The organism is Methylobacterium carpenticola, assembly GCF_042748905.1.
GTDB lineage: Bacteria > Pseudomonadota > Alphaproteobacteria > Rhizobiales > Beijerinckiaceae > Methylobacterium > Methylobacterium carpenticola.
Window position 1 is genome coordinate 1426131 of record NZ_JBHZEO010000001.1, and the last position, 19134, is coordinate 1445264.

Below are 19134 nucleotides of genomic sequence, written 5' to 3' on the forward strand. Positions count from 1 at the left end.
CGCTCAAGCGCCGCACGGGCTTGCTGATACGCAATCCGCTTCGATCAAGCGGATTGCGTATCATACCGATGGATGCGCGGGATCGTGCCCCGCCCTGCGGCGCGGCTGGAGGGCCCCCGCGGCCCAGGGGTCCGGCGCCCGCAGGGCCGGAGCAGCCGCCATGACGGCGCGCAGCAACTCGGCCTGTCGCCGGGTGCCGGTCTTGTCGAACAGGCGCGCCAGATGCGTGCGCACCGTCGCGATGCCGATGCCGCAGGCCTCGGCGATCTCGCTCAGCGTGAGGTCGCGCATCAGCCCGTGCAGCACCCGCAATTCGCCCGGCGTGAGGCCGTAGAGCCGCACCAGCGCCTCGCTCGGCACCGCGCAGGGCCGCTCGGGATCCTGCACGAAGAGGGCGGCCACCGCCTTGCGCTGCGGATCCTCCTCGGCGCCGCAGACCGGGCTGCGCGCCACGGCGATGGCCTCGTGCAGAGGGATGATCTGCCCCACCAGCCCGCCGCGCGGACCGGCCTTGCGCCGCGAGGGAAACGGGATCGCCGGCCGCGGCCCGTCGCCGCCGGATCGGCAGGCCGCGAGCGCGGCCTCGAACGCCCCCTGCGACCAGGGCTCCGCCGCCGCCAGGGTGCCCGCCGGCATGCGCCGCAGCGCGTCGCCTTCGCGCAGGATCGCATCCGCGGCCGCATTGGTGCGCAGCACGCGGCCCGCGGCGTCGAGCAGGATCACGCCCGCGCTCAGGGCATCCATCGCCGCCGAGAGGCAGGCGGTCTCGCCACTCCGTTCGGCGAGCAGGCGCCCGGTCTCCACCGAGCGGCGCAGATGCGGCAGCAGGAGGCGCATCAGCTCCCGCGTCTCGGCCGCGGCGGGCCGGTCGAAGGAGACCGACAGGCTGCCGCAGCCCGCCGGCGAGCGGGACAGGATGCCGGCGATCAGATCCTCCACCCGGTGCGGGCGGCACCATTGCTCGTAGAAGGCCGTGCCGCGGAAGGCCGCGCGGTCGACGATGTCCGAGAGGGCGACGACGCCGTCCGCCGGCATGAACCGGGTCGTGAGGGCGACGGGGCTGAGGCTGACGAAATGCTCGGTGTAGCGGGCGCGCTGCTCCGGCGAGAGGCCGACCTCGACGGCGATCCGCTCCGTGCGGCGGGCGGGATCCTGCAGGCCGATCCAGCCCGCCAGGGCGCCGAGGGTCTTGACGAGCCGGGCGAGGGTGTCGGGCCACAAAGCCGGATCCTGCCCGCAATCGTAGATGCGGCCCACCAGATCGGAGAAGGCGCACTGGGTCAGCGGCATGGATGAGCCCCCCGGCAGCTGTTCCCGTCGCGCCGGCTTCCTCCCGCCCCCGGGAGACGAACCGGCCTTCGTGAACAATGACCGACCTTCCTCAAATCGGCCGGAGTGAAGATTGGTATCTTTTTGGCCTCTCTGGCAAGACCGCTTCAGGATGCTCCGGGAGCTTTTCCCGCGGCGGCGTGCGTTGGCGCACCCGACGACTTGAAATGAGCTTTTTTGACAACAGAAGGTCCGGAGAAGCCGTGGTATGGTGCGCACCGGTTCGGCTGGTTTCGACTTGTCCAAATCAGCCGGCGCGGCTTCCTGCGGCGCAGGCGGAGCGGTGCGCGGTGGCGCGCTCCGGCACCCCGCTTGACCTCGGAGCGCGAAACCCCACCTGCTCCCGGTATCCCGACTCGCGGCGCCAGGAGATCGAACGGCCGATGTCCCATTCCTCCATCCCGCGCCGCCTGGCCCTTGCGGTGACGGCGGTGGTGGCACTCGCGGCTTTCGGGGAGCCCGCCGCTGCGCAGCAGCACGATCTGTGGATCACGCTCAGCACACCGGAAGCGGGCCCGCAGCTGCGGGTGAATTTCGGTGCGCCGCGGCAACGACTGATGCCGTCGAAGCCGAAGCTGGTGGAGCTTCAGGCGATCACGCCCGACGAGACCGCGGGCCTCGCGACGGCGCTGACGCCGAGCCCGCCGGACGTGCCGCCGGCCCTGGTGGCCCCGCTGCCGACCAAGCCGAACCGCACCCTCGCCGCCGCGACCTACGACAGCGGCTACTGGGTGACCCTGAAGGACGGCAGCGGCCGCAACACCAGCCGCCGCCTCGCGCCGGACGCCGCGGCGAGCCGCTGGTCCGTGCGCTTCGCCAAGGCGGCTTTCGGGCCCGCCGCGCCCTGGCTGAAGGTGGTGGGGCACACGCTGGAGATCGTGCCGCTCGAGATTCCGGCGCCGACGGCGGGGGCGATCCGCGTGCGGGTGCTGTTCCGCGGCGCGCCGCTTCCGGGAGCGAGCATCCTCTACGGCGAAGGCAGCGCCGACCTCGATCCCACCCAGGCGCCGCACGTGGCGACGGATGCGGACGGCGTGGCGACGGTGCCCATCCGCAAGGCCGGCGCGCAGCTCCTCACCGCGCGCCACAGCGTCGGCCCCTCGGCGACGCCGGATCTCGCCGACCGCGACGATTACAGCGCGACCTTCGCGTTCCGCCTCGACGAGGTCTCGATGAACTGACATCCGCCCCGGGGATGGTGAGATCGACGGTGAGATTCATGGGGAAACGCCCCGGCCCGGCGGGCCGGCCGCCGCGCACGGCCACATCAGGCCCTTGATTTCGCTTCAATCCTTCTGCGAACCGCGGGACACGCCGCGGAATGATGCGTAGGATCCCCGTATGAGTCGCGCCCTCCTCCCCATCGTCGCCCTGTCCCTCCTGGCCGCCGCTCCGGCCCTCGCCAAGCCGAAGGCCAAGCCCGAGGCCTCGGCACCGCCGAACCTGCAGGCGAGCCCGATCGGCAGCTTCGGAGTCTGGAACGTCTTCGCGGCCGGCGAGGGCAAGGGCCGGATCTGCTACGCGATCAGCCAGCCCCAGGCGCGCCTGCCGAAGAGCCTGAAGCGGGACCCCGCCTACCTGTTCGTCACGGTGCGCAAGGGCGAGCGGGTCTCGAACGAGATCGCCCTGATGCTGGGCTTCGCGCCCAAGCCCGGCAGCAACCAGACCGGGGCCGGCGCCGAGACCGCCGCCGCCGCGCCCGCGGTGCCCACCCCCTCCGCCGCGAACGACCCCTCGCTCGCCATCGGCAGCGCCCGCTACGCCCTGGTGGTGAAGGGAGCGAATGCGTGGCTGCAGAATCCGGCCGATGAGGGCCGCGTCGTCACCGAGATGGGCCGCGGCAAGAAGCTCGTCGTGAAGGCGGTCTCGCAGCGGGGCAACCCCTCGACCGACGAGTACGGGCTCGACGGTTTCGGGGACGCGCTCAAGCGCACCCGCGAGGAGTGCAAGTAGGGGGCGACATCCCCGAATTCGCGTTTCGGCCGCAAAGCCCCTATATCGTCGGCAATCTGCACTTCCGAAGGTTTCCAGATGGCGACGGCGTCCCTCGACACCGCGCGGCCCGAGCGCCGTGGCGGTCCCTCCCTCCTGATCGAGAAGACGCCCGAGATACGGCCCGAGGCGATGGTCGCGGCCGGCCGCCCCTCCCTGGTCGGCCTCACGCGCAACGCGCTGCGCGAGCACCTCGCGGCGATCGGCGTGCCGGAGCGCGAGCAGCGCATGCGCACCGGCCAGCTCTGGCACTGGATCAACGTGCGCGGGGCGACCGCCTTCGAGGCGATGACCAATGTCAGCAAGGCCCTGAAGGCGCAGCTGGAGGAGGCCTACACCCTCGACCGGCCGGAAGTGGTGAGCGAGCAGGTCTCCCGTGACGGCACCCGCAAGTGGCTGCTGCGCATGCCGCCGACCGGGCGCCACGACCACAACCGCGGCGCCGAGATCGAGTGCGTCTACATCCCGGCCAACGATCGCGGCACGCTCTGCGTCTCCTCGCAGGTCGGCTGCACGCTGACCTGCTCGTTCTGCCACACCGGCACGCAGCGCCTCGTGCGCAACCTCTCGGCGCAGGAGATCACGGCGCAGCTCGTGGTCGCCCGCGACCGTCTCGGCGACTGGCCCGGCCAGACCCCGCCCAAGGGCACCTTCGTGCCCGTGGACGGCTCGCGCTTCGTCTCGAACATCGTGTTCATGGGCATGGGCGAGCCGCTCTACAACGTCGACAACGTCGTCGACGCGGTCGGCGTGATGAGCGACAACGAGGGCCTCGGCCTCTCGCGTCGCCGCATCACGGTCTCGACCTCGGGCGTGGTGCCGCAATTCGAGCGGCTCGGCATCGACGCGAACGCCATGCTGGCGATCTCGCTGCACGCGGTGCGGGACGACCTGCGCAACGAGCTGGTGCCGCTCAACCGCAAATACCCGATCCGCGAACTGCTCGACGCTTGCCGCAACTATCCGGGCGTGTCGAATGCGCGGCGGATCACCTTCGAGTACGTGATGCTCAAGGGCGTCAACGATTCGGATGCGGAGGCGCGCGAGCTGGTGCGGCTGCTCAAGGGCATCCCGGCCAAGATCAACCTGATCCCGTTCAATCCCTGGCCCGGCTCGAAATACGAGTGCTCGGACTGGGAGCGGATCGAGCGCTTCTCCGAGATCGTGTTCAACGCCGGCTACGCCTCCCCGGTGCGCACGCCGCGCGGCCGCGACATCCTGGCCGCCTGCGGCCAGCTCAAGAGCGAGACCGAGAAGCTGCGCGCCCGCGCCCGGCTGATGCTGGAGGACGGCATCGGCGCCGAGGGCGTCTACGGCGCCGTGGACGACGACTGAGCGCGGGAGCTTTCCTCCGATGCGCCTGATCGGCCGCCTCCTCGTCGTGGGATTCGCGCTGCTGCTCGCGATCCCGTCCGGGGCCGCCCTCCTGGGCCTCGGCGCGCTGGTCGATCCGGTCCTGCGCGACCTCATGGGCGGGCTCGGCCTCTACGCGATCGAGGCGGTCGCCTCGGAACTCGCGGCGGGCTATCCGCCGGATGCCGGCATGGTGGAGGCGGTGCTCGGCGTCGGCCGGGCGCTGCTCCTGCTCCTCGCCGTGCCGCCCGCCCTCAACGCGGTCGTCGGCGAGGTGCTCGGCTGGCGCTCCCTCGCGTGGTACGCGGGTGCGACCGGCCTCCTCACCGCGCTCCTGCCCTGGCTGATGCGCGGCGCCCGCGAGGTCGGCGCGACCGGACCGGCGGGCCTCGCCGAGGGGCGCGTCACGGCGCTGCTGTTCGTCTCCGGCGCCGCGGCCGGGCTGGTCTACTGGCTCTTCGCAGGCCGCTGGGCCGGGCGGCCACCGGTGACGATGATGGTGCCGGACCGGCGCTGACGCGTCGGGGCGGTAAACTTACTCCGTACTTTCGAATGCCGGCTGAATGGACGCCATGCGTCATTGACGTATGTGCGTCAGCGCCGCATGAAAGCGCATGGCGGGCGCGCTTCACACAGTCATAGAGACGGAGATTTACCTTCGCTCGGCAGAGCGGCTGATGACCGAAGCGGAACGGATCGCAATCGTCAACTTCTTCGCGGCCAATCCTCAGGCGGGTGACGTCATCCCCGGAGCGGGCGGTCTCCGCAAGGCCCGGGTTCCGCTAGCCGGTCGTGGCAAGCGCGGTGGAGCACGTGTCATTTCTTATTTTGCCATGAAGCATGGCGTCTACCTGCTCCTCGCCTACGCGAAGAACGATCAGGTTGATCTAACTCCGGAGCAAGCCCGCATCCTTGGCCGTTTGGTGGAGACTTTGTTCTGAGGCGTATCATGGACGACAGGACCTTCAACGACCTGATGCGAAGCATCGAGCAGGCCGGAGCCCATGCTCGTGGCGAGGCCGTGCCCGGGATGCACCTGCATATTCCGCGCGAGATCGACGTGGCAGCCATCCGCAAAGCGTCCGCCCTGTCCCAGGACGCCTTCGCGCGGGCGATCGGTGTTGCCGTTGGAACCTTGCGCAACTGGGAACAGCGGCGGCGGCAGCCGGAGGGGCCGGCACGCGTCCTCCTGGCACTGCTGGAGAAGAACCCGCGCTTGGTCGAGGAGATGCTCGGTCAGCCCGGCTGACCGCCCGTCAGCGCGCCGTTGCCAGGATCCGCGCCGCGAAGGCGCCGAACATCCCGGCGAAGAGCCAGTCCATCGCCCGCAGCACGCGCGGCCGGGCCTGGAGGGAGCCGGTGATCCGCTCGGCCCCGAGCACCAGGAGCAGGCCGAGCGGCAGCGACAGCGCCACGAAGGTCGCGCCCAGGAAGGCGAGCTGGCCGGCCGGGTTCGGCGAATCCGCCCGCACGAATTGCGGCAGGAAGGTGATGAAGAACAGGACGACCTTCGGGTTCGTCAGGTTGACGCCGACGCCCTTCCAGTAGGTGCGCCAGATCCCGCCCGTGACCCGCGCCTCGGGCCGCACGCTCAGCGCCGAGCCGTGCCGCAGGGCATCGATCGCGAGCCACGCGAGGTAGAGCGCGCCCACCACCTTCAGCACCAGGAAGGCCGTGGCCGAGGCGGCGAGGAGCGCCGAGATCCCGAACGCCGCGGCCAGCGTGTGGCCGAGGGTGCCGGTGCTGGTGCCGAGCAGGGTCGCGATCCCGGCCCGGCGTCCCGCCGCGATGGTGCGGGCGAGCATCAGGCTCATGTCCGGCCCCGGCGTCACGAACAGCACGAGGCAGGCGCCCAGATAGGCGACGAGCGTCGGGGTTTCGGGCAGGAAGGTCATGACGGCATCCGGTGAGCGCTCCACCGACCGCATGCCCCGGGCGGCGTGCCGGTGCAAGCCGAGGGTTGTGGCGGACGGCCCCGGTCCCACCTTGACCGGATGGAGGCCCGTCCCATGCCGCTGCGCCGCACCTTAGCGCTCCTCGTCGTCCTCGCTCTGGCCGGCCCGGCCGCCGCCCAGGGCGCGCCGCCCGGCATGCCGGGAGCGACGGCGATCCAGTCGGACAGCGCCCGGCTGCTGCCGGCCTTCGCCCCGCACGGCATGGTCTCCTCGCAGGAATCCCGGGCGACGCGGATCGGCGTCGACATCCTGCGCCGGGGCGGCAACGCCGTCGATGCGGCGGTGGCGGTGGGCTTCGCGCTCGCCGTGACCCTGCCGCGGGCGGGCAATCTCGGCGGGGGCGGCTTCATGCTGGTGCATCGCGCCGCCCGCAACGAGACCGTCGCGATCGACTACCGGGAGACGGCGCCCGCGGCGGCGACCCGCGACCTCTTCCTCGGCCCGGACGGCGAACCGGATCCCCGGCTCTCGACCGCCACCGGCAAGGCCGTCGGCGTGCCGGGCACCGTCCGCGGGCTGGCCGAGGCCCTGGCGCGCTACGGCTCGGGCCGGTTCGGCCTCGCCGACCTGATCGCCCCCGCCGAGGCGCTCGCCCGCGACGGGATCACGGTCGAGGAGGATCTGGCCGATTCGCTGCCCCGCGCCGCCGGGACCCTCGGGCGCTGGCCGTCGAGCCGCGCCGTCTTCTTCAACGGCGACAGGCCCTTCGCCTGGGGCGAGCGGCTCGTGCAGGCGGATCTCGCCGCGACCCTGCGGGCCATCGCCGAGCGGGGACCCGACGCCTTCTACACGGGCGCGATCGCCGGCAGGCTCGTCGCCGCCGTGCGCGAGGCCGGCGGCGTGATGAGCGAGGACGACCTCGCCGGCTACCGGGTGGTCCTTCGCGAGCCCGTGCGCGGCACCTACCGCGGCGATGCGATCGTGGCGATGCCGCCGCCGAGTTCCGGCGGCGTCCACCTCATCGAGATCCTCAACATCCTCGAAGGCTACGACCTCGCCGCAATGGGAGCGGGCAGCGCCGAGGCGGTCCACATCCTCGCCGAGGCGATGAAGCAGGCCTACGCGGACCGCGCGGCCTTTCTCGGCGATCCCGACCGGATCCACGTGCCGGTCGCGGGCCTGACCGCCAAGGCCTATGCGCAGACCCTGCGGTCACGGATCGACCCGGACCGCGCCCGGCCGGCCGAGGCGGTCCGGGCCGGCGATCCCCTGCCCTTCGAGCCGGACCAGACCACCCATTTCTCGGTGGTGGACCGCGACGGCAACGCGGTGTCGAACACCTACACGCTCAACTTCTCCTACGGGCTCGGCCTCGTCGCGGCGGGCACCGGCGTGATCCTCAACAACGAGATGGACGATTTCTCGGCCAAGCCCGGCGCGCAGAACGCCTACGGCCTCGTCGGCAGCGCGGCCAACGCCGTGGCGCCCGGCGCGCGGCCCCTGTCGAGCATGACGCCGGCCTTCGTGTTCCGGGACGGGCGGCTCCTCCTGGTGACCGGGAGCCCCGGCGGCAGCCGCATCATCTCGACGGTGCTGCAGGTGGTGACGGGGGTTCTCGATTTCGGGCTCAGCCTCGCCGAGGCGGTGGCGGCGCCGCGGGTGCATCACCAGTGGCGGCCCGACGCCCTGCTGGTGGAGGGCGGCCTGTCGCCCGACACCCTGGCGCTCCTGCGGGCACGCGGTCACCGGGTCGTGGTGGGATCCAGTTCCGGCTCGGCGAATTCCATCATGGCGGTGCCCGGCGGCTGGGTCGGCGCCGCCGATCCGCGTCAGCGCGGCACGCTCGCCGCCGGCCCGTGAGGCGGGGTCCGTAGGGATCGAGGACCTCCGAGGGATTAAATCCGCCGCCCGAACCGTTCATTCATCAGAAGCCCCTCGAACCGACCGGGATCATGAGACCTCGCAAGCGCCTCGACGTCGTGGACCTGATCGTGCCGCTGCGCCGTTACGCCCGCGCGCTCACGCGCGACGCGACGCAGGCCGACGATCTCGTGCATGATGCGCTGGTGCGCGCCCTGGAGCATCAGGGCGCGCTGAAGACCGGCACCAACCTGCGCACCTGGCTGATGACGGTGCTGCACAACGCCTTCATCGACGGCCAGCGCCGCCGTCAGGTGGAGGCGCGCTACGCCGACACGCTGGAGCATCTCTCCGACGAGGCGGTGCCCCCGGCCCAGGACAGCCACGTGCGCCTCGCGCAGATCCGCGAGGCCTTCGCCCGGCTGCCCGAGGAGCAGCGGGCGGCGCTCCACCTCGTGACCATCGAGGGGATGGCCTACCAGGAGGCCGCGGACGTCCTCGGGATCCCGATCGGCACGCTGATGTCGCGTCTCGGACGGGGACGGGCGGCGTTGCGGAATTTCGAGAGCGGACAGGGCCGCCTGCCCTCCCCGGAGCCCGAGACGCCCCGCGCCCCGCCGCGGTTGCGCGTCGTCCAGGGGGGAAGCTCGTCCGTGGAGATGGACCGATGATGGACCCGGTTACCGAGAGCGACCTGACGGCCTATATCGACGGCCAGCTCGACCTCGCGCGTCGCATCGAGGTCGAGGAGCATCTCGCCGCGCATCCCGACACCGCCGCCCGGGTGATGGCGGACCTGCGCACCCGCGACGCCCTGAGCGCCGCCTTCGCGCCCGCTCACCCGATCGTGCAGCCGGGTCCGGTGCCGGAACGCATCGCGCTGGCCGCCCGGCGGCTCGACCGCTCGCTGACGTGGCGGCGCATCGGCCAGCGCTTCCAGCGCGCCGCCGTGGTGGCGCTGCTCGTCGGGGCGGGCTGGCTGATGCATGCCGAGACCGGCGGCTTCGGGGTGCCGATGACGATCGCCTCGACGCATTCCCCGCCCTTCGTGGAGGACGCGATCCAGGCGCGCCAGACGGCGCAGCTGCGGGCACGCGTCGCCTCCTTGCGCCCGACGCCGGCCTATGACCGCAGCGGCATCGAGGCGGCGACCGGCATCCGGCTTCCGGCCCTGCCGCAGGATTGGCGGGTGCACGACCTGCAGATCTTCCCCTCCCGCTCCGGCGCCGGGGTTGAGGTCGCCATCGACGCCGCCGCCCTCGGCTCGGTCGCCCTGTTCGCGACCCGCGCCACCGACGAGGAGGCGCTCGCCCCCGAGGTGACGCGGTCGGGCGAGGCCGTGACCGTCTACTGGAAGGCGGGCCGTACCGCCTTCGCGCTCAGCGGGGGCGACGAGCTGGCGCTCGGCCGGGCCGCCGCGGCGCTCGGCGCGCCCAAGCCCTGAGCCCCGCCGCCTGAGCCGCTTCGTCTTTTTTTCGAATCCCACCGGGCCGCCCCCGCGGCTCCGGTGGATCCCACGCGAGGATCCTGATCCATGAACACGCCTTATGCTTGGCAGACCGGGGCGGCGCCGTCCGCGGCTGCCTTCGACGCCGGCCTGCGGCAGCACATGCTGCGGGTCTACAACTACATGGGGCTCGGGCTCGCCCTCACCGGCCTCGTCGCCTTCGCGGTGGCCTCGACCCCGGCCATCGCCCAGCCGCTGTTCGGCACGCCGCTCAAATACGTGGTGATGCTGGCACCGCTCGGCTTCATCCTGTTCCTGTCGTTCCGCATCGAGCACATCTCGGCCGCCACCGCCCAGACCCTGTTCTGGAGCTTCTGCGGCGTGATGGGCCTGTCGCTGGCCTCCGTCTTCCTGGTCTTCACCGGGACCAGCATCGCCCGCACCTTCTTCATCACGGCGGCGATGTTCGGCGCGACCAGCCTCTACGGCTACACCACCAAGCGCGACCTCTCGCAGATGGGCTCGTTCCTGATCATGGGCCTGATCGGCCTGGTCATCGCCAGCCTCGTGAACATCTTCCTGGCCTCGAGCGCCCTGCAATTCGCGATCTCGGTCATCGGCGTCGTGGTCTTCGTCGGCCTGACCGCCTACGACACGCAGTCGATCAAGGAGCAGTACGCCGACCATTGGGGCCAGGAGGCGAACAGCAAGCTCGCGGTGTTCGGCGCGCTGTCGCTCTACCTGAACTTCATCAACCTGTTCCAGATGCTCCTGAATCTCACCGGCGAACGCGAATAGGCGGGCCTGCGCCGACCTTTGACGCCGGTCGGACGAACGACCTCCCCCCGCCCTCACGGGCGGGTTTTTTGTTGCGGACCATCGGCCCTTCCCGCGCTGCGGGATGCGAGAGGAAAGGCCACGCTCCGGCCATCCGCCGAGCGAGCGCCGGGATGGCTCGATCTTGGCCACGGGGGCGGTCCTGGAAACTCCCTCCTTGCTTGAGGGCCGGGGCGCCACACTCATCCAAGGGCCTGGTGGCCCGCCCATCCCCGCCCTCGCCCTCCTCCCGAGGTGCCCCGAAGGAGGAGGGCGAGGGTGGGAGAGGCCGCGAGCATCGATCCAACCAGGGCTCTGAATGCGTGAAGCCCCGCCCGGCGATGCCGGGCGGGGCTTCACGATGAGACGTGAGGGCGGAGCGGCTCAGAAGGTGAAGCCGGTCTCGACCAGGTAGCGGTCCTGCGAGGTCTTGTTGCCGCCGCGGCCGAAGCCGAAGCCCGCCGTGATGTCGTAGAGCTGCACGTGGGCGTATTCGGCGCGCAGGAAGTAGCGGCCGAACGTGAAGGTCGGCGTCACCGTGACGGACAGGGCGGAGCTGCCCGGGCCGTAGAGCAGGCTGGTGGTGCCGGTGAGGCGGTTGCCGGTCTGGGTCTCGTACTCGACGCGGCCGGCGAGAGCGAAGTTCTCGTTGAAGGCGTAGCTCGCCAGGATCGCGCCGCCATAGGTCGAGGCGCTCTCGAAGATGCCGATGCGCGGGTCACGCTCGACATTCGTGAACTGGAAGTACGGCGTGACGACCCACGGCCCGTCCGCATAGGTGTAGTTGATGTTGAAGATGCCGCTGTTCTGCTGGAAGAGCGGCGTGGCGAACTGGTAGCGGAAGCTCCGGACGCCGGCATTCGTGCGGTCGACGTTGAAGCCGCCATTCACGCCGATCGTGTTCGCGTCGTTGAGCTTGTAGGTGACCGCACCCGTGAACCAGCTGATCTCGCCCGAGTAGAACCCGTCGGTGCCGGCCACCGAGACCGACCACGGACCCTCGGACCAGTTCACCTGCACGCCGTGGTTGATGATGTTCTCCTGGAAGAACAGCAGGCCGCGGGAGATGTTCAGGTTCTGGAAGGTGAAGGGCGCCTCGCTGCCGATCAGGGTCGGCATCCGGCCGCCCTGGATCGACCAGGCGTCGTTGATCTGCCACTTGCCGAAGGCGACCGGGAGCGGGCTGAAGAGCAGGTCGGTCTGGTTGAAGGCGCTGTAGTTCTGGGCCCCGAGAGTCGGGATGGCGTAGGCGCCGGCCGCGATGGTGAACTGGAGCGGGCCGTCGACCTTCTGCACCCAGGTCATCAGGTTGGAGAAGTCGATCCGCGAGGCGCGGTCGCGGTCCGGGAAGATCCCGAGCGGCAGCGCGAGGTCCCGGTTGAACTGGTTCGTCTGCGTATAGGCGTAGCCCGTGAGGGCACCGCCGACGTAGATGTCGCCGAACCCGCCGATGGTGAAGCAGGTCGGATCGGGGTTCTGCTTGATCGGACCGTTATAGGCCGGGAAGGAGAGCGTGGCCTTGCAAGGCTCCGGCGCGGCGGGCACCGGCTTCGGCGCCGCCAGATCGGCCGCCTGAGCGTAGCCCGACATCATCGCGAGTGCGGCCAAGCTGAGGGAAGTATAACGGATCGCCACGGTTCTCACGCCCAGTTGTCGGTCTGACTACGGTTAAGCTGGCAGTCTGGAGCCATTTGCGCAAAGGCATTTTCTAAGCAGGTGCCTAAGATTTATGCAGCCCAAACGGTTGGCGACGAGATGTGGCGATGATGCAACGATCTCCTTCCGACGCAAAGGGAGCGTGGCATTCGCGCGTGACGGGCTTCCGATCGGCGTGAAAAAGGAAGATCAGGAAAGATATCGCCGCTCGCTGCTACGCCCGTCCTGCGGAACCGGTCTCGGTGCGGCCAGCCGGATACATCTTGCCGCTTGTGGGAGCCGCTCGGTCCTCCGTCATGGCCGATCGTCCCGCGTCGCGAATCGGAAACCGGCTTCACTCAGGCGTCCGCAGATCGAACGGCCCTCCGGCGCCTCCCGACGACCGAATCGGCCTCTTCGGACCGGGCGGGATGCCGCATGACCGACGCCGGCTCGCGCCGTTCGCGCGTCCGGCGTCGACCGGGACGATGGGAGCTGCGGGGCGGCTCAGCCCGGCGCGCCGGGCTGCCGGAGGGGATGCGCCCTGGCGAAGGCGTCCTGCGCGAGGCAATCCTCCGCGATGCGCCGCGCGGTCGGATAGGGCGCCGTGTCGACCGAGAAGATCGTGGTGCCGACCCACAGGCTGACGAGGCAGAGATCCGCGTGGCTCACCGCGTCGCCCTGGCAGTAGCGCCCGGTCCCCGGCTCGCGGGTCAGGCGGGCTTCGAGGGTGGCGAGCCCGCTGCCGATCCAGTGGCGCAGCCAGCCGAGCATCGCCTCGCGCGGCAGGCCGAGATCGTCGGTGAGATAGGTGCGCACCCGCGGCACGTAGAGCGGGTGGGTGTCGCAGGCGACGACCTGGGCGAGGGAGCGCGCCCGCGCCCGCGCCCGCGGTTCGCGCGGCAGCAGGGCTGGCTCGGGATGCGTCTCCTCCAGGTAGTCGAGGATGGCGAGCGATTCGATGAGCGGCGGCCCGTCGCCGTCGAACACGGCCGGCACCGCGCCCTGCGGGTTGATGGCGCGGAACGCGGGCTTGTGCTGGTCGCCCGCATCGAGGTCGATGAAGCTCTCCTCGTAGGGGATGCCCTTGAGGTTGAGGGCGATCCGCACCCGGAATGCCGCGGCCGAACGCCAGTTGCCGATCATCCGCAGCATCAAGGCCTCCGGTCAGTGCGACAGGATCTTCGACAGGAAGAGCTGCGCCCGCTCGCTGCGCGGCGAGCCGAAGAAATCCTCCTTCTGCGCGTCCTCGACGATCTCGCCCCGGTCCATGAAGATCACCCGGTTGGCGACCTTGCGGGCGAAACCCATCTCGTGAGTCACCACCATCATGGTCATGCCCTCGCGGGCGAGCTCCACCATCACGTCGAGCACCTCGCCGACCATCTCGGGGTCGAGGGCCGAGGTCGGCTCGTCGAACAGCATCACGATCGGATTCATGGCCAGCGCCCGGGCGATCGCCACGCGCTGCTGCTGCCCGCCCGAGAGCTGGCCCGGGAACTTGTGGGCATGCGCCTTCAGGCCGACGCGGTCGAGAAGCGCGAGACCCTTCGCCTGCGCCTCCTCGCGCCCGCGGCCCAGCACCTTGCGCTGGGCGAGCGTCAGGTTGTCGGTGATCGACAGGTGGGGGAACAGCTCGAAATGCTGGAACACCATGCCCACCCGCGAGCGGAGCTTGGGCAGGTTGGTCTTCTTGTCGGCGATCTTGGTGCCGTCGACCGTGACTTGGCCCTTCTGGAACGGCTCGAGGGCGTTGACGCACTTGATCAGGGTCGACTTGCCGGAGCCCGAGGGGCCGCAGACCACGACGACCTCGCCCTTGGCGATCGAGGTCGTGCAGTTCGTCAGCACCTGGAAGTCGCCGTACCACTTGCTGACCTGATCGATCACGATCATGGGGCCGGTGGTCGTGGTGGCGGGCGGCGTGTCGATGAGCGGCGCGGGCGAGGACATGGCGGCGGGCTCACATTAGCGGATGATGGCGATGCGGCGCTGCAGGCGGCGCACCAGGACCGAGGCGAGAAGACAGATCACGAAATAGACCACGGCGGCGAACAGATACATCTCGACGAGACGCCCGTCGCGTTGCGCCACCTTGGACGCGGCGCCCAGGAAGTCGGTGATCGAGAGCACGTAGACGAGCGACGTGTCCTGGAACAGCACGATGGTCTGGGTGAGCAGCACCGGCAGCATGTTGCGGAAGGCCTGGGGCAGGATGACGTTGCTCATGCTCTGCCAGTAGGTCAGGCCGAGCGCCGAGGCGGCGGCGGTCTGGCCCTTCGGGATCGACTGGATGCCGGCCCGCATGATCTCGGAGAAGTAGGCCGCCTCGAACAGCGTGAAGGTCACGAGGGAGGAGGCGAAGGCGCCGACCTGGATCGGCCGGTCGGCCCCGGTGAGCCACTGCCCGATATACGGCACCAGGAAGTAGAACCAGAAGATCACCAGCACCAGCGGCAGCGACCGCATGAAGTTGACATAGGCTTTCGCGACCACCGGCAGCACCGGCAGGCCGGAGAGCCGCATCATGGCGATCAAGGTGCCGAGGATCACGCCGCCGACCGCCGCGAGGGCGGTCAGCGTCAGCGTGAAGGTCATGCCTGTGAGGAACAGGTAGGGCAGCGCATTGACGATGACGCTGAAATCGAAGTTGGCGAGCATCGGCTCTCACCCGCGGCGGGAGGGAGGAGGAGTCATCGTCAGCGGCTTCCGGGGATCGCGACCTTGCGCTCCAGGAAGCCGGCCGCGGTCACGACCACGAGGTTGATGATGATGTACAGGATGGTCGCGGCCGTGAAGGCCTCGAAGACCTGGAACGAGAATTCCTGCATCGAGCGGGCGCGGGCGGTGAGTTCGAGGAGCCCGATGGTCAGCGCCACCGACGTGTTCTTGAGGTTGTTCAGGAACTCGGAGGTCAGCGGCGGCAGGATGATGCGGTAGGCGTTGGGCAGGAGCACGTAGCGGTAGGTCTGCGCGGTGGTCAGCCCCAGCGCCGTGCCGGCCATGCGCTGGCCCCGCGGCAGGGCCTGGATGCCGGCGCGCACCTGCTCGGCCACGCGCGAGGCGGTGAAGAAGCCGAGGCAGACGACGGCGGTGTAGAACGGCGCGTCGGGCAATTGCTTCAGCCACGTGCCCCAGGCCTGCGGCAGCACCTCCGGCAGCACGAAGAACCACAGGAACATCTGCACGAGCAGCGGGATGTTGCGGAACAGCTCGACATAGCCGTTGCCGATGGCCTGCGCGGCGCGGCTGGGCAGCGTGCGCAGGACGCCGATCACCGAGCCGATCGCGAAGGCGATGACCCAGGCGCACAGGGCCGTGACGATGGTCCAGACGAGGCCCGACAGGAGCATGTCGGCATAGGTGCCCGTGCCCTCCGGCGAGAGGTCGAAGAAGATGCCCCAGTTCCAGTTGTAGTTCATCCCGAGCCCCGCTGGCCCGGCCCTCCCCCGATCGAGGACCGGCGCCGACCGACGTTACGCGATTTCCGGACCAGCCGGCGCCGGATGATCACGTATCCACGGATCCTTCTCGGGGCCGGTGCATCCCCGCATCGGGGCGGGGATGCCGATGCCGCCGCGGCGGTCCCACGCCGCGGGGCGGTGTCGCGCCGCTCGGCGGCGCGCCGTCTTCAGTAGGCCGCCGGATCCGGGCTGTCGCTCGGGTTGGCGAAGGCCTTCTTCATCGCCGCGTCCATCGGCAGGTTCATGTTGATGTTGCGCGGCGGGATCGGCTTGGTGAACCACTTGTCGTAGATCGCCGGGCCCTCCGGGCTCTTGTAGAGCGCCGCGGTGGCATCATTGACGACCTTCTTGAAGGGCGCGTCGTCCTTGCGGAGCATGATGCCGTAGGGCTCGGGCTTGGAGACCGCGTCCGTCGAGATGACGTAGGAATCCGGCTCCTTGGAGCTCGCGGCGAGGGAGGCGAGCAGCACGTCGTCCATCACGAAGGCGACCGCGCGGCCGGTCTCCACCATGAGGAACGCCTCGGCGTGATCCTTCGCCGGCAGGATCGTCATGCCGAGCTTGTTCGCCGCGTTGTACTCGTTGATCTGCCGGATGTTGGTGGTGCCGGAGGTGGACACCACCGTCTTGCCCTTCAGATCCTCGAACTTCGTGACGTTGCTCGCCTTCTTGGCGACGAACTTGCTGGCCGTCAGGAAGTGCGTGTTCGTGAAGGCCACCTGCTTCTGGCGGTCGACGTTGTTGGTGGTCGAGCCGCATTCGAGATCGACGGTGCCGTTGGCGATGAGCGGGATGCGCGTCGCCGAGGTGACCGGGTTCAGCTTGACCTCGAGATTCGGCATGGCGAGCTTCGCCTTCACCGCGTCGACGATCTTGTAGCAGATGTCCATCGCGTAGCCGACGGGCTTCTGGTTGCCGTCGAGATAGGAGAAGGGCACGGACGAATCGCGGTGGCCCAGCGTGATCGCACCGGTCTCCTTGATCTTCTTCAGGGTCCCGGTGAGTTCCTCCGCCGAGGCCGGCATCGCCGCCAGGCCGGCAACCATCAGGGGCAGCAGGCGTTTCAAGGACATCCACAATTCTCCTTTTGGGCGGGCCTTCAGTCCGCCATCGCGGGGCACGGCGTCAAGGGCCACGCCCGGGTTGTGCAATGCGCAGGAACGATCAGGGCCCGTCCATGGCCCACCCGCGGTTTGTCCGTGGGCATGGCGTGAGCGCGGTTGCGGAACGCCAAGGCCCGCGCGAGAAAGGCGGGCGCCGCTCCGCGGCACGTCCCTTGCCCGCCTCGTCCCCTGCCCTTCCTGAACGCTCCCGCGACGGAACCGCGCGCATGCAGATCGCCACGCCCTACCTGATGTTCCTCGGCGACGTCCCCGACCGGCTCGCCGCCAAGACCGCCTACGGCATCGTCGATTGGCGACCCGAATGGTGCATCGGTCAGCTGCGCCTGCCGGGCTGCGCGGCCGATCTCGGCATCCCCGACCTCACCATCGAGGAGGCGCTCGCCAAGGGCGTGCGCACGCTGATCGTCGGCGTCGTGAACGCGGGCGGCGTGCTGCCGGATCACTGGATCGCCTCGATCGTCGCTGCGCTGGAGGCCGGGCTCGACGTGGCGAGCGGCCTTCACACGCGGCTCGGCTCGATTCCCGCCATCGCCGAGGCGGCCGCGCGCCGCGGGCGCCAGCTCCACGACGTCCGCCATTCCGACCAGCGCTTCGACACCGGCAAGGGCGTGAAGCGTGCCGGCCGCCGCCTCCTCACCGTCGGGACCGATTGTTCGGTGGGCAAGAAGTACACGGCGCTCGCCCTCGAAAAGGGCATGCGGGCCCGCGGCTTCGACGCTGATTTCCGCGCCACCGGCCAGACCGGCGTGTTCATCTCCGGCCGCGGCGTCGCCATCGATGCGGTGGTGGCCGATTTCATCTCCGGCGCGGTGGAGTGGATCTCCCCCGAGGCCGCCCCCGAGCATTGGGACCTGATCGAGGGCCAGGGCTCGCTCTTTCACCCTTCCTTCGCGGGCGTGAGCCTCGGCCTGCTGCACGGGGCGCAGCCGGACGCCTTCGTGATCTGCCACGAGCCGACCCGCACCCGCATGCGCGGCGTGCAGCATCCCCTGCCCTCGATCCAGGACGTCATCGATCTCACCATCCGCTGCGGCAGCCTGACCAATCCGGAGATCCGGCCGGTGGGCATCGCGGTGAACACGCAGGAACTGGCGGAGGCCGAGGCGCGGGCGCTGCTCGACCGCCTCGCCGCCGAGCACGACCTGCCGGCGACCGATCCGGTGCGGTTCGGCGTCGAGGGCGTCGTCGCGCGCCTCGCCGCCCTCTATCCGGCGGGAGTCGCCGCGTGATCCGCCTCGCCGTCTCGGTCGAGACCTGGCCGATCGCGGGCCGCTTCACCATCTCGCGCGGCAGCCGCACGGAGGCGACCGTCGTCGTGGCCGAGGTCACGGACGGCACCCATGCGGGCCGGGGCGAATGCGTCCCCTATGCCCGCTACGGCGAGACCGTGGAGGGCGTGCGCGACCTCGTCGCGGCGCAGGGCGCGGCGGTGGCGGAGGGCGCGACTCGGGCCGATCTCCTCCGGCTGATGCCGGCGGGCGCGGCGCGCAACGCCCTCGACTGCGCGCTCTGGGACCTGGAGGCCAAGGCGACGGGCCGGCCCGCCCACGCCCTCGCCGGGATCGCCGCACCCGCACCCGCCACCACCGCCTACACGCTCAGCCTCGGCGCGCCCGAGGAGATGGAGGCGGCGGCCCGGGCGGCGGCGGCGCGCCCGCTCCTCAAGGTGAAGCTCGGCGGCGAGGGTGACCCGGCGCGGATCGCCGCCGTGCGCCGCGGCGCGCCCGCCGCCCGGCTGATCGTCGATGCCAACGAGGCGTGGCGGGCCCCGACCCTCGCCGAGAACCTCGCCGCCTGTGCGGCGGCCGGCGTCGAGCTGATCGAGCAGCCCCTCCCCGCCGACGACGACGGCGCTCTGGACGGGTTGCCGCGCAGCATCCCGCTCTGCGCCGACGAGAGCCTGCACGACACTGCCGGCCTCGACGCTCTCGTCGGCCGCTACGACGCGATCAACATCAAGCTCGACAAGGCGGGCGGCCTCACCGAGGCCCTGGCGCTCGCCCGCGCGGCCCGGGAGCGGGGGCTCACGATCATGGTCGGCTGCATGCTCGGCACCTCGCTCGCGATGGCCCCGGCCATGCTGCTCTCGGGCTTCGCCGCCTTCGTCGATCTCGACGGACCGCTCCTCCTCGCCCGGGACCGCGAGCCCGGCCTGCGCTTCGAGGGCAGCACGATCCACCCGCCGGAACCCGCCCTCTGGGGGTGACCGACCGGAGGTC

At 70.4% G+C, this 19134-nt stretch carries 20 protein-coding genes; 12 read left to right on the forward strand and 8 right to left on the reverse strand.

The window, feature by feature from the left end; genetic code table 11:
* Positions 1-60 precede the first annotated feature (60 nt).
* A complete protein-coding gene (locus ACE101_RS06880) occupies positions 61-1290 on the reverse strand; it encodes a helix-turn-helix transcriptional regulator (RefSeq protein WP_379127117.1) in 1230 nt (409 codons plus the stop codon).
* Between the two features lie 422 nt (positions 1291-1712).
* Here ACE101_RS06880 and ACE101_RS06885 point away from each other — a divergent pair, with 422 nt between their 5' ends.
* The 6 genes from ACE101_RS06885 (at position 1713) to ACE101_RS06910 (ending at position 5923) form a co-directional block, all read left to right on the forward strand.
* The gene (locus tag ACE101_RS06885) at positions 1713-2510 is read left to right on the forward strand and encodes a DUF4198 domain-containing protein (RefSeq protein ID WP_379127118.1); all 798 of its coding nucleotides are present in this window, start codon (positions 1713-1715) and stop codon (positions 2508-2510) included.
* A 160-nt stretch (positions 2511-2670) separates the two neighbouring features.
* Complete coding sequence (locus tag ACE101_RS06890) at positions 2671-3282, forward strand: invasion associated locus B family protein (protein ID WP_379127120.1); 612 nt, start codon at positions 2671-2673, stop codon at positions 3280-3282.
* A 78-nt stretch (positions 3283-3360) separates the two neighbouring features.
* A complete protein-coding gene (gene rlmN, locus ACE101_RS06895) occupies positions 3361-4656 on the forward strand; it encodes a dual-specificity RNA methyltransferase RlmN (RefSeq protein ID WP_379127122.1) in 1296 nt (431 codons plus the stop codon).
* A gap of 19 nt (positions 4657-4675) precedes the next feature.
* Positions 4676-5191: a hypothetical protein gene (locus ACE101_RS06900; RefSeq protein WP_379127124.1), complete on the forward strand. Its 516-nt coding sequence runs from the start codon at positions 4676-4678 to the stop codon at positions 5189-5191.
* 160 nt (positions 5192-5351) lie between these two features.
* Entirely contained in the window at positions 5352-5615 is a 264-nt protein-coding gene (locus ACE101_RS06905) for a type II toxin-antitoxin system RelE/ParE family toxin (RefSeq protein WP_379127126.1), read from the forward strand.
* Between the two features lie 8 nt (positions 5616-5623).
* Positions 5624-5923 carry a helix-turn-helix domain-containing protein gene (locus ACE101_RS06910; RefSeq protein WP_379127128.1) on the forward strand — a complete coding sequence of 100 codons (300 nt, stop codon included), beginning with the start codon at positions 5624-5626 and terminating at the stop codon, positions 5921-5923.
* Positions 5924-5930: 7 nt separating this feature from the next.
* Here the strand turns inward: ACE101_RS06910 and ACE101_RS06915 are convergent, their stop codons facing one another.
* Positions 5931-6569 (reverse strand): LysE family translocator, encoded by a 639-nt coding sequence (locus tag ACE101_RS06915; protein ID WP_379127131.1) that lies wholly within the window; start codon positions 6567-6569, stop codon positions 5931-5933.
* A 114-nt stretch (positions 6570-6683) separates the two neighbouring features.
* On the opposite strand from ACE101_RS06915, the gene ggt reads away from it, so the two are divergent.
* From ggt to ACE101_RS06935, 4 genes are all read left to right on the forward strand, one after another.
* Positions 6684-8429 (forward strand): gamma-glutamyltransferase, encoded by a 1746-nt coding sequence (gene ggt / locus ACE101_RS06920; RefSeq protein ID WP_379127134.1) that lies wholly within the window; start codon positions 6684-6686, stop codon positions 8427-8429.
* A 92-nt stretch (positions 8430-8521) separates the two neighbouring features.
* Positions 8522-9100 carry a sigma-70 family RNA polymerase sigma factor gene (locus ACE101_RS06925; protein WP_379127136.1) on the forward strand — a complete coding sequence of 193 codons (579 nt, stop codon included), beginning with the start codon at positions 8522-8524 and terminating at the stop codon, positions 9098-9100.
* Entirely contained in the window at positions 9097-9873 is a 777-nt protein-coding gene (locus tag ACE101_RS06930) for an anti-sigma factor family protein (RefSeq protein ID WP_379127138.1), read from the forward strand. Before ACE101_RS06925 ends, ACE101_RS06930 begins: the two co-directional genes overlap by 4 nt.
* Positions 9874-9963: 90 nt before the next feature.
* Positions 9964-10674: a Bax inhibitor-1/YccA family protein gene (locus ACE101_RS06935; protein WP_379127141.1), complete on the forward strand. Its 711-nt coding sequence runs from the start codon at positions 9964-9966 to the stop codon at positions 10672-10674.
* Between the two features lie 402 nt (positions 10675-11076).
* Here the strand turns inward: ACE101_RS06935 and ACE101_RS06940 are convergent, their stop codons facing one another.
* The 6 genes from ACE101_RS06940 to ACE101_RS06965 form a co-directional block, all read right to left on the reverse strand.
* The gene (locus ACE101_RS06940) at positions 11077-12327 is read right to left on the reverse strand and encodes an outer membrane beta-barrel protein (protein ID WP_379127144.1); all 1251 of its coding nucleotides are present in this window, start codon (positions 12325-12327) and stop codon (positions 11077-11079) included.
* Between the two features lie 507 nt (positions 12328-12834).
* Positions 12835-13479: a maleylacetoacetate isomerase gene (maiA, locus tag ACE101_RS06945; protein WP_379138509.1), complete on the reverse strand. Its 645-nt coding sequence runs from the start codon at positions 13477-13479 to the stop codon at positions 12835-12837.
* Between the two features lie 15 nt (positions 13480-13494).
* Positions 13495-14223, reverse strand: coding sequence for an amino acid ABC transporter ATP-binding protein (locus tag ACE101_RS06950; RefSeq protein ID WP_379138511.1), 729 nt, complete (start codon positions 14221-14223; stop codon positions 13495-13497).
* A 72-nt stretch (positions 14224-14295) separates the two neighbouring features.
* Positions 14296-14988: an amino acid ABC transporter permease gene (locus tag ACE101_RS06955; protein ID WP_379127147.1), complete on the reverse strand. Its 693-nt coding sequence runs from the start codon at positions 14986-14988 to the stop codon at positions 14296-14298.
* A gap of 38 nt (positions 14989-15026) precedes the next feature.
* On the reverse strand, positions 15027-15749 hold the full coding sequence (locus ACE101_RS06960) for an amino acid ABC transporter permease (protein WP_379127150.1): 723 nt from the start codon (positions 15747-15749) through the stop codon (positions 15027-15029).
* 209 nt (positions 15750-15958) lie between these two features.
* The gene (locus tag ACE101_RS06965; protein ID WP_379127153.1) at positions 15959-16864 is read right to left on the reverse strand and encodes a transporter substrate-binding domain-containing protein; all 906 of its coding nucleotides are present in this window, start codon (positions 16862-16864) and stop codon (positions 15959-15961) included.
* Positions 16865-17121: 257 nt separating this feature from the next.
* Here ACE101_RS06965 and dgcN point away from each other — a divergent pair, with 257 nt between their 5' ends.
* Together dgcN and dgcA are read left to right on the forward strand one after the other, a co-directional pair.
* Complete coding sequence (gene dgcN, locus ACE101_RS06970; RefSeq protein WP_379127156.1) at positions 17122-18144, forward strand: N-acetyltransferase DgcN; 1023 nt, start codon at positions 17122-17124, stop codon at positions 18142-18144.
* A complete protein-coding gene (gene dgcA, locus ACE101_RS06975) occupies positions 18141-19121 on the forward strand; it encodes an N-acetyl-D-Glu racemase DgcA (RefSeq protein WP_379127158.1) in 981 nt (326 codons plus the stop codon). The genes dgcN and dgcA overlap by 4 nt, the downstream gene beginning before the upstream one ends.
* Positions 19122-19134: the final 13 nt, after the last annotated feature.

Excerpts from the sequence above, each read along its gene's own strand:
- ACE101_RS06880 (WP_379127117.1), bottom strand. The coding sequence starts at position 1,290 with ATGCCGCTGACCCAGTGCGCCTTCTCCGATCTGGTGGGCCGCATCTAC.
- ACE101_RS06885 (WP_379127118.1), top strand. The coding sequence starts at position 1,713 with ATGTCCCATTCCTCCATCCCGCGCCGCCTGGCCCTTGCGGTGACGGCG.
- ACE101_RS06890 (WP_379127120.1), top strand. The coding sequence starts at position 2,671 with ATGAGTCGCGCCCTCCTCCCCATCGTCGCCCTGTCCCTCCTGGCCGCC.
- rlmN (WP_379127122.1), top strand. The coding sequence starts at position 3,361 with ATGGCGACGGCGTCCCTCGACACCGCGCGGCCCGAGCGCCGTGGCGGT.
- ACE101_RS06900 (WP_379127124.1), top strand. The coding sequence starts at position 4,676 with ATGCGCCTGATCGGCCGCCTCCTCGTCGTGGGATTCGCGCTGCTGCTC.
- ACE101_RS06905 (WP_379127126.1), top strand. The coding sequence starts at position 5,352 with ATGACCGAAGCGGAACGGATCGCAATCGTCAACTTCTTCGCGGCCAAT.
- ACE101_RS06910 (WP_379127128.1), top strand. The coding sequence starts at position 5,624 with ATGGACGACAGGACCTTCAACGACCTGATGCGAAGCATCGAGCAGGCC.
- ACE101_RS06915 (WP_379127131.1), bottom strand. The coding sequence starts at position 6,569 with ATGACCTTCCTGCCCGAAACCCCGACGCTCGTCGCCTATCTGGGCGCC.
- ggt (WP_379127134.1), top strand. The coding sequence starts at position 6,684 with ATGCCGCTGCGCCGCACCTTAGCGCTCCTCGTCGTCCTCGCTCTGGCC.
- ACE101_RS06925 (WP_379127136.1), top strand. The coding sequence starts at position 8,522 with ATGAGACCTCGCAAGCGCCTCGACGTCGTGGACCTGATCGTGCCGCTG.
- ACE101_RS06930 (WP_379127138.1), top strand. The coding sequence starts at position 9,097 with ATGATGGACCCGGTTACCGAGAGCGACCTGACGGCCTATATCGACGGC.
- ACE101_RS06935 (WP_379127141.1), top strand. The coding sequence starts at position 9,964 with ATGAACACGCCTTATGCTTGGCAGACCGGGGCGGCGCCGTCCGCGGCT.
- ACE101_RS06950 (WP_379138511.1), bottom strand. The coding sequence starts at position 14,223 with ATGATCGTGATCGATCAGGTCAGCAAGTGGTACGGCGACTTCCAGGTG.
- ACE101_RS06955 (WP_379127147.1), bottom strand. The coding sequence starts at position 14,988 with ATGCTCGCCAACTTCGATTTCAGCGTCATCGTCAATGCGCTGCCCTAC.
- ACE101_RS06960 (WP_379127150.1), bottom strand. The coding sequence starts at position 15,749 with ATGAACTACAACTGGAACTGGGGCATCTTCTTCGACCTCTCGCCGGAG.
- ACE101_RS06965 (WP_379127153.1), bottom strand. The coding sequence starts at position 16,864 with ATGTCCTTGAAACGCCTGCTGCCCCTGATGGTTGCCGGCCTGGCGGCG.
- dgcN (WP_379127156.1), top strand. The coding sequence starts at position 17,122 with ATGCAGATCGCCACGCCCTACCTGATGTTCCTCGGCGACGTCCCCGAC.